The following is a 9,172-nucleotide window of genomic DNA, read 5'->3' on the forward strand; positions in this document are numbered from 1 at the left end:
CCGGTAGACCCCTCCCGGCTGGTCATCCTGTTGGAAGACGACTGGCTCATGGCCGTGGACAAGCCCAGCGGAATGGCCGTCCATACCGGTAGCGGCATCACCGGGGGCACCCTGGTGGACTACGTCCGCGCCTACCTGGGCCCCAAGGCCACCCGCAACGACTTCACCGCCTCACCCGCCCACCGCCTGGACCGGGAGACCTCCGGCGTCATCCTGGTGGCCAAGCGGCGCCCGGCGATGGTGCATTTCACGGAAATCTTCACCCACGGCCACCCGAAGAAGCGCTACCTGACCCTGGTGAAGGGGAAGATGCCCAGGGATTCGGGTGTCATCGACCTGCCGCTCGCCGAGCACCAGCAGACGGCCGAATCCAAGGCCCGTCGGGGAGTGAACATGCAGGAGGCCGTCACCCGGTGGAAGGTCGTGCGCCAGTCGAGCGAGGCAGCCCTCCTCTCCTGCACCATCGAGACCGGGCGCACTCATCAGATAAGAAGACACCTGGTCGCCGTGGGCCACCCGGTGGCGGGTGACAAGAAGTACGGAGACTTCGCCTTCAACCGCGACGTGCGGGCGCGCTGGGGGCTCAAACGTCTGTTCCTGCACGCCGAGCGCATCGAATTTCCGCACCCCGAGGATGACAGGAGGGTCGTCGTGGAGACCCCCATGCCAGCCGAATTGACGGACGTGCTGAAGCGGGCGGCGCTCCTCTAAGCCTTGAGCCCAGGACTCGACACGACACGCATGGCCGATCCGAAGATTGACCGCAGCCGCTCCAAGCTGGTGCTCGACGGCGTTCCGCCCAAGCGCAACATCCTCTTGCGCTTGATGAAGCTCGTCGCCGTGCTGGGCCTCATGGGCGCCACCGCGGGCGTGCTCGCCGTCGTGGGCGCCTACTACGTCTTCTCCGACGGGCTGCCCGCCATCCCGAAGGTGGACGAGTACTGGCCGCCCATCGTCACGGAGGTCTACACCGACGACGCCGTGCTCGCGGGCGAGTTCTACAACGAGCGGCGCAAGGTGGTGCCCTACGAGCGCATCCCCAAGCGGCTGGTGCAGGCGTTCATCGCCAGCGAGGACTCCAGCTTCTTCGACCACTTCGGCGTGGACGTGCTGGGCACCACGCGCGCCGTGTCCAAGACGGTGATGACGAAGCTGGGCCTGCGCGCCGGCGGCGTGCAGGGCGGCTCCACGCTCACGCAGCAGACCGCGAAGGCGGTCCTCATCTCCGCGGAGGGCTACAAGGAGGCCACCGCGAAGACGCCCAAGCGCAAGATTCGCGAGGCCATCCTCGCCTTCCGGCTGGAGCAGGCGCTGACGAAGGAAGAGATTCTCTACCTCTACCTGAACAACGTCTTCCTCGGGCACCACAGCTACGGCGTGCAGAGCGCGGCGGAGAACTACTACCGCAAGGACGTGCGCGACCTGACGCTGGGGGAGATGACGCTCATCGCGGGCCTGCCCCAGGCGCCCAGCCGCTACTCGCCCTTCCTGCGTCCGGAGGCCGCGAAGAAGCGCCGCTCGTACGTGCTGGGCCGCATGCTGGTCGAAGGCATGATCTCCAAGGCCGAGCATGATCAGGCCAACGCGGAGCCCGTGAAGGTGTACCCGGTGGAGGACGTCTTCCACGAGTTCGCCCCGTACTTCGTGGAGCAGGTGCGCAAGGACGTGGTGGACCGCTACGGCAACCCCGTGCTGCTCAAGGAGGGCCTCAAGGTCTTCACCACCATGGACAGCGAGCGGCAGCGCGCGGCGCAGGACTCCGTGCTGGACGGCCTGATGTCCGTGGACAAGCGCCAGGGCTGGCGCGGTCCGGTGATGCAGCTGGCCACCGAGCCTGAGCGCAGCGCCTTCATCGCCAAGGCGAAGAAGGCGATGGGCAAGGAAGAGCTCGTCGAGAACCGCCTCTACATGGGCGTCGTCACCCGCATCGACGACGACGGCAAGGGCGCGGACGTGCAGGTGGGGCCGCACCAGGGCCGGCTGCCGCTGTTGGGCATGCGCTGGGCGCGCAAGGTGAACCCGGAGAGCTACTACCCGGCGAGCATGATCACCTCCGTCAAGAAGGCCGTGGCGGTGGGTGACGTGGTGGTGCTTCGCAACGTGGTGAAGAAGGAGCTCACGGACGACAAGGAGCAGTGGGACAAGAAGCTGGCGGAGGACATCCCCGAGGAGGGCGTGAAGCTCTTCCGGCTGGAGCAGACGCCGGAGGCGCAGAGCGCGCTGGTCTCCATCGACCCGCATCGCCAGTACCTCACCGCGATGGTGGGCGGCTACGACTTCGACGACAACGAGTTCAACCGCGCGTTCCAGGCGTGCCGTCAGCCGGGTTCGTCCTTCAAGCCGTTCGTGTACTCGGCGGCGCTGGAGCAGCTGAACTGGACGGAGGCCACCGTCATCGTGGACTCGCCCATCGTGGAGCACGACCCGGACAACAAGGTGTCGTGGAAGCCGGCCAACTACAGCGAGGAGTTCGTGGGTGACGTGCTGCTGCGCACGGCGCTGGTGAACTCCATGAACATCCCCGCGGTGAAGACGTTCGGCGCGGTGGGCGTGCACAACATGTCGGATTGGTCCAAGAAGCTGGGCCTGACCACGCCCATGAACATGGACTTCTCCGCGGCGCTGGGCTCGTCCTGCGTGTACCCGTTCGACCTGGCCAGCGCGTACGCGACCTTCAACCGCTACGGCCGCAAGAAGCCCACGTACTTCATCCGCAAGGTGGAGGACCGCTTCGGGCGCACGCTGGAGGACCACACCGCGTTCGACGACGCGTGGGCCCCGCTCCAGGACCGCGTGGCCGCGGGCTACGCGCGCCTCTTCGAGCCGGGCGAGCAGGTGATGAGCGCGGAGACGGGCTTCATCCTCACGCACCTGTTGCGCGGCGTGGTGCTCCAGGGCACCGGCGGTCCCGCGCAGAAGCTGGGCAAGCCGGCGGCGGGCAAGACGGGCACGACGAACGACTCCTTCGACGCGTGGTTCGCGGCCTACACCAAGGACCTGGTGACGGTGGCGTGGGTGGGCTACGACCTGAACCCGCACCCGCTGGGCCGCTATGAGACGGGTGGCCGCGCGGCGCTGCCCATCTGGCTCAACTACATGAAGCGCGCGCTGGAGGGCCGGCCCCAGTCGGAGTTCTACCCTTGGCAGTCCATGCAGCTGGCTCGGCTCTACATCGACAAGAAGACGGGCAAGGTGTCCAGCCCCGGAGCCAAGGGCGCGGAGCTGATGTTCTTCAAGAAGGGCACCGAGCCGAAGGAGGCCGTGCCCGACAAGAACCAGGTCGGCGTGGACCAGTTCATGATGGGCGCGCAGTAGCCCGCGCGCCTCGTCGACTCAGCCTTGAGAGCAGTGCCCTTCAGGCGCCTTCGCGGAACGTACGCGAGGGCGCCTGATGTGCTTCCAGGGCCTTCTTCAGCGCGGCCACGTCCGGGCCGGCTTCCAGCACGGAGCGCGCGGCGGTGGGCAGCACCTGCCGCTCGCGGCCGGAGAAGAGCTTGGGCAAGTCCCCGAAGCCCGCGCCCTGCGAGCCGATGCCCGGCGTGAGCAGCAGCGCGCCGCCCAGCCGCTCCACCACGTCGCGGTCGGCCGGAGGCAGCGTGGCGCCCATCACCGCGCCCGCGGGCAGCACTCCGGGGCCGGCCTTCTCGTTCAGCTCGCGCAGGCCGTCCGCCACGGCCTGGGCCACGGTGCGCCCGTCGCCGCCCACGGCGTTCTGCACGGGCACGCCCTCCGGGTTGGACGAACGCACCACCACGAAGGCGCAGGCCCCGTGTGCCCGCGCGCGCTCCACCGTCTTCGCCAGCGCGCCCAGGCCCAGGTACGCGGTGAAGGTGGCGGCGTCCACGTCGTAGGCGCTGCCCTTGCCGAACAGTGATTCCGCGTAGGCGTCCATGGTGGACCCGATGTCGCCGCGCTTCACGTCCAGCAGCGTGAGCGTGCCGGCGGCGCGGAAGCGCTTGAGCACGCGCTGGAGCACGACGAGCCCTTCGGGGCCGTGGCGCTCGAAGAAGGCGCTCTGGGGCTTCACCACCGCGAGCGTCTCTCCGGACGCGTCGGCCAGCCGGTCGCAGAAGTCGGACAGGCCCTGCACCGTGTCCGGCAGGTTCCAGCGGGCGAGCACGTCGCGGGACGGGTCCAGGCCCAGACAGAAGGGGGAGCGCTCGTCGGCGAGCTTCGCGAAGCGCTGTGCGAAGGAAGGGGTCGTCATGGGAGGGCCTCCGCTCACTTCAACCGGCGCGCGGTGGCGTCGAACAGCGGATTGGGCATGACCTTCAAGAAGCGCATGGGCGTGGCCAGCTGCCAGGGGAAGCTCACCTCCGCGGCGCCCGTGAAGATGGCGCGGCCCATGCGCTCCACCGCGTCCTCGGTCTCCATGAGGAAGGGCATGGGGAAGGTGTTCTTCGCGGTGAGCTCGCTCTTCACGAAGCCCGGGTAGACGCACGTCACCTGGACGCCGGTGCCCTTGAGGTCCACGCGCAGGCTCTCCAGGAAGGTGGCGAGGAAGGCCTTGGACGCGGAGTAGGCGGCGTGGCCCGCGAGCCCCCGCATCCCCGCGAGGCTGGACACGCCGACGATGTGGCCCCGGCGGCGCTCCACCATCTGCGGCAGCACCGCGCACAGCGTGGCGGCGGCGCCGGTGACGTTGGTGTCGATGATGGAGCGCGTGCGCTCCCAGTCCATGCGCTTGCCGTGCGTGGGCCCGCCGATGCCGGCGTTGGCCACCACCAGGTCCAGCCCGCCGCACTCCGCGTCGATGGCGCGGATGCGCTCCTGGGAGGCCTCCGAGGCGCTGACGTCCATGACGATGGGCTCCACCGCGCAGCCCGCGGCCTGGGCCTCCGCGGAGAGAGCCTGCAAGTGCGTCAGCCGCCGGCCCGTCGCGAAGACGCGCACGCCGTGCTTCGCCAGCCACAGGGCCAGTCCACGTCCCAGGCCGCTCGAGGCGCCAGTCACCAGCGCCGTCCGGTAGGTCATCTCCGCCATGCCGTCCTCCGAAGGGTGTCGCAGCGGCCCGCCTTGTCGCACGGTTGCGCGTCCGAGGGCACGCAAAACACCTTCCCCCCACCGGAGGACGAGGTGCTGTCGCCAACGCGTTGACACCCTGGGTGGTGGACGACGACCTGGACCTGCTCCGGGCCTACGTGAGACCCGCCGACTCCCAGGCCCATCCTCCCCGGTGACGGGGCTTCAGCGGAACGGGGGCACCGGCTGGCGCTTGAACCACTCCGTCGCCTTCAGGAGGTGCAGGTCATGCTTTCCGGGCCGCAGTTCGATGCCGCCCGTCACCGCGCCCAGCGACGCCAGCAGGGCGCCCGTGATGTCGCCCTGCACGAGGTCCAGGTGGCCCTCCAGCGAGAAGCCCTCGCCCTTCGCCTTCAGCTCTCGCAGCTGGAGTCCGCGCTCGTCGATCTGCACCTGCCCCGTCACCTCCACCTTCGGGATGTTGAGCAGGGACGTGAGGAAGCCGGGCAGCTTCTTGGATGACGTGATGAGCGCGACGATGGGCTGCGTGTCGGTGAGCTGGCTCGCGAAGCGCGCCTTCAGCACCGTGGGGGACAGGGAGAGGCTGGCGCGCGGCAGGGTGAAGTTCCCGCTCCAGGCGCGGATGGGCACGTTGCCGTTGGAGGACACGTCCCTGAGCCGCAGCGTCGTCCCGCTCAAGCCCAGCTCCGTCATGTCCCAGGACAGGTGCCGCGCGTCCACCTCCACCTCCGCGCGCAGCAGGACCTTGTTGGGCCCCATGCGTCCGGAGACGAGGTTCGTGTCCATGCGCAGCTCCAGGGCGTTGCGCGCCTTCGCGCCCTTGGAGGGCTCCTCGCTGCGCACCGTCACGTGGCCGGCGTCGATTTCCAGCGTCTGGCCCAGCCAGGGATTGAGCACGCGCAGGTCCAGGGGCTTGCTCTTCGCCACGCGCAGCTCGGGCTCCAGGTCCAGGCCGGGCCGACCTTCACGCCGCCGGGCCTTCACGGTGAGGGCGATTTCTGGCACGTCCAGGTCGTAGCCCTTGGGGCCCGACACCTGCACGGGCGCGAAGGCCAGTCGCAGCGAGCCTGACGGCTGTCCCTTCGGCGCCTCGTCCATGGACGCCTGGAGGCTCCACGGAGCCCGGGCCCGGACGGGGCCTGCTCGCAGCTCCAGCGCTTCACCGGAGGCCTTGAGCTGGCTGCCCGGCTCCAGCGTGTTGCGCTCCATGCGCACGTCCAGGTCCACCCGTCCCGCGCCGCCGCGCAGCGACACGGGGGCGCTCGCGCCCAGCTGGTCGTTGATCCAGTCCAGCGGCAGCACGTCGATGCGCGTCTTCACCTGGCCGCCGAGGGCCTTGGAGAGGTCGTAGCCCTGGTCGGCCTGGAAGGGCGCGTCGAGCCGGGCGCGCGAGTCGAGCGACTCCAGCCGCGCCACGCGGTTGCCGTCCACTTCGATGAAGCCCTCGGCCACGCGCACCGAGGGCAGGTCCACCTGGAGCCGTTCGCGGGACTGGAGGTTCAGCGTGCCGGTGACGTCCAGCGCGCCCACGAAGCGCACGCGGCTGAAGTCCAGCTCGCGCACCTGGTGCAGCGTGACGTCCTTCAGGTGGATGACCCAGGGCTTGCTGTTCGAGTCGGACGGCTGTTCGGGCACGCCGGACGGCTCCAGGTGGAAGCTGGCGCCGTGTCCGTCGATGCCGTCCACGTCCACGCGCTTGCGCAGCAGGCCCGTGAGGGACATGCCCGCCTCCAGCGCGTCCACCTCCACCTTCCACCAGACGTTGGAGTCCTGCTGGGTGAGCGTGAAGCCCTTCAGGTGGAGCCGGCCCACGGGCCACAGCCACCACGCGCGCTGCCACGTCAGCTGCGTGCGGTCCGTCGCGCGGCCCATGATGGCCTGGGTGACGCCCGTGTTGAGCGCGACGTTGATGGCGACCTCCAGCCCCGCCACCGCCACCACGGCCCACAGGGCGACGCGGCGCCAGCGCCTGCCATTAGGGGCTGCGTCCTGCACGTCCGGGGAAGGGGAGACGGTCATGTCGCGAGGTTCCGGGAAGGGGCCCTGGATGACTCATACTCCCGGGACGCACAAGGCGTGTTTCCTCGCGAAGATGGATTGGAAACACCGTCCAGCGCGGCGCGAAGGCGTAGCGCCCGCCTCCGCGCCGCGGGCCGTCCTCAGTGGACGGGGGCGGCGCCGTTCTCCATCGTCGCCATCACCTGGTCGATGGAGAAGCTGGACGGGTGCTGGCGCGACGGGAACTCCCGGAAGGTGGCCAGGAACCGGCCCACCATCGCCTGTGCGGGCACCAGGACGAAGGCACGGTCGATCATCCAGGAGAAGTAGCCGACGGAGTCCTCGGAGCGCTCCAGCAGCTTCCGCACGACGTCCGGCTCGCCCGCGGCGGCGACCAGCGTGGGCAGCCAGTCCTCGGAGGAGAACAGCTCGTTGATCTGCGTGCCGGGCTTCACGACGCCGGGCCAGCGCACGACGCACGGGGCCCGGAACGCGCCCTCCCAGTTGGTGTCCTTCTCTCCGCGGAAGGGCGTCATGCCGCCGTCAGGCCACATGCTCGTCATCGCGCCGTTGTCGGTGGTGTAGACGACGATGGTGTCGTCCGCGATGCCCAGCTGGTCCAGATTGTCGAGCAGCCGCCCCACGTGTCCGTCGTGCTCCACCATGCCGTCCGGAAAGAGCCCGATGCCCGTCTTGCCCTGGGACTCCTTCTTCAGGTGCGTGTGGATGTGCATGCGGGTGGTGTTGAACCAGATGAAGAAGGGCTTCTGGTCCTTCTGGGCGCGGTCGATGAAGTCCAGGGTCGCGCCGAGGAACTCCTCGTCCACGGTCTCCATGCGCTTCTTCGTCAGCGGGCCGGTGTCCTGCACGGTCTGGCCACCCTTGCCGTCCGTCTTGCTCTTGAGCACGCCGCGCGGACCGAAGTGCTGCCGGAACGCGGGGTCCTTGGGGTAGTCCACGTTCTCCGGCTCCTCCTCCGCGTTGAGGTGGTAGAGGTTGCCGAAGAACTCATCGAAGCCGTGCACGGTGGGCAGGAACTCGTCGCGGTCGCCCAGGTGGTTCTTGCCGAACTGGCCGGTCATGTAGCCCAGGGGCTTCACCAGGTCCGCGATGGTCGGGTCTTCCGGCTGGAGGCCCACTTTCGCGCCCGGCATGCCGACCTTGGTGAGGCCGGTGCGGAAGGGGCACTGCCCGGTGATGAAGGCCGCGCGGCCGGCGGTGCAGCTCTGCTGGGCGTAGTAGTCCGTGAAGAGCGCGCCCTCCTTCGCCAGCCGGTCGATGTTCGGCGTGCGATAGCCCATGACGCCCAGGTTGTAGGCGCTGAGGTTCCAGTAGCCGATGTCGTCTCCGAAGATGACCAGGATGTTGGGCTGCTTCTTCTTCGCGGGCTTCGTCGCCATGCAGGCACGCTCCGGTGTTTGTGTTCGCGCGTAGGGATGGGGGCGCGGCGGGCGGCGGACAACCGGAAGGGGAGCGGGGTGGCGTGCGGAGGGCGTGGCTGGATGTCATTGCCCCGGTGCACAGGAGTTCTCATCCTCCAGGGGAACCCCCTCTGAAAGGACAGGTGTACCGATGGGAATCGCGGGCCGCACGGGACCCATCGATGCGCTGCGCAACCTGACGTTGTCACTGCAGCGCATGGTGGCGACCGAGATCGCGACCGGCGTGGTGCGTGGCACGGCGGACGGGCTGCGCGAGGAGGTACCCGACGGCCACGGTCAGTTGAACACCTTGCTCCAGGACCTGCTCACGGTGCTGAGTCGCATGGCGCACGAAGCCGCTGAGCGCGAACCGGGAGCGTCGGCGGGAGCGACCGAGTTGCTGGCGGGTGCGGCCACGGAGGGGGCGCTGAAGGCGTTGGAGCGGGAGTGGAACGAAGGAGGCTTGCCGCTCCATGGCTTCGTGGAGCGCCTCAACCAGCTCTTCGACGAAGTGGTGCGGTTCGCGCACTCCCGCACGGATGAAATCCACACACCCGGCGAGCGCGCCCAGGTGATGGCCCGAGGCGTGGTGAAGGCGGCCACGGAGCAGCTGCACGACTCCCTGCCGGCCATCCTGGAGGACGCGCGCGGCGTGGTGCCGTTGGGGGAGGAGGTGGCCGCGAAGGTGGGCCGGGGGCTGGTGGTGGGCGTCGAGTCCACGCTGCGCGAGGACTCCGCCTGGCTGTTGGGGTTGGTGGAGCAGGCAGGGC

6 protein-coding genes and 1 pseudogene are annotated in these 9,172 nt (G+C 69.1%); 3 read left to right on the forward strand and 4 right to left on the reverse strand.

Annotated features, from left to right (window positions below; all coding sequences use genetic code 11):
• Together D7V77_RS37665 and D7V77_RS37670 are read left to right on the forward strand one after the other, a co-directional pair.
• Positions 1-711 (forward strand): RluA family pseudouridine synthase (locus D7V77_RS37665; protein WP_147452287.1); only part of this gene is annotated, 711 nt, incomplete at its 5' end.
• 30 nt (positions 712-741) lie between these two features.
• Positions 742-3,315, forward strand: a complete 2,574-nt coding sequence (locus tag D7V77_RS37670; protein WP_120581069.1) for a penicillin-binding protein 1A — start codon at positions 742-744, stop codon at positions 3,313-3,315.
• Between the two features lie 40 nt (positions 3,316-3,355).
• Here D7V77_RS37670 and pyrF read toward each other — a convergent pair whose 3' ends face one another.
• From pyrF to D7V77_RS37690, 4 genes are all read right to left on the reverse strand, one after another.
• Complete coding sequence (gene pyrF / locus D7V77_RS37675; RefSeq protein WP_120581070.1) at positions 3,356-4,207, reverse strand: orotidine-5'-phosphate decarboxylase; 852 nt, start codon at positions 4,205-4,207, stop codon at positions 3,356-3,358.
• Between the two features lie 14 nt (positions 4,208-4,221).
• The gene (locus tag D7V77_RS37680; protein WP_120581071.1) at positions 4,222-4,983 is read right to left on the reverse strand and encodes an SDR family NAD(P)-dependent oxidoreductase; all 762 of its coding nucleotides are present in this window, start codon (positions 4,981-4,983) and stop codon (positions 4,222-4,224) included.
• 204 nt (positions 4,984-5,187) lie between these two features.
• Positions 5,188-7,002, reverse strand: coding sequence for a hypothetical protein (locus tag D7V77_RS37685; protein ID WP_120581072.1), 1,815 nt, complete (start codon positions 7,000-7,002; stop codon positions 5,188-5,190).
• A 140-nt stretch (positions 7,003-7,142) separates the two neighbouring features.
• A complete protein-coding gene (locus tag D7V77_RS37690) occupies positions 7,143-8,381 on the reverse strand; it encodes an arylsulfatase (RefSeq protein WP_120581073.1) in 1,239 nt (412 codons plus the stop codon).
• Between the two features lie 172 nt (positions 8,382-8,553).
• Here D7V77_RS37690 and D7V77_RS37695 point away from each other — a divergent pair.
• Positions 8,554-9,172 (forward strand): annotated as a pseudogene (locus D7V77_RS37695) (hypothetical protein); the annotation flags it as partial.

This window comes from Corallococcus sp. CA041A, from assembly GCF_003612075.1.
In the GTDB taxonomy this organism is placed as follows: domain Bacteria; phylum Myxococcota; class Myxococcia; order Myxococcales; family Myxococcaceae; genus Corallococcus; species Corallococcus exiguus.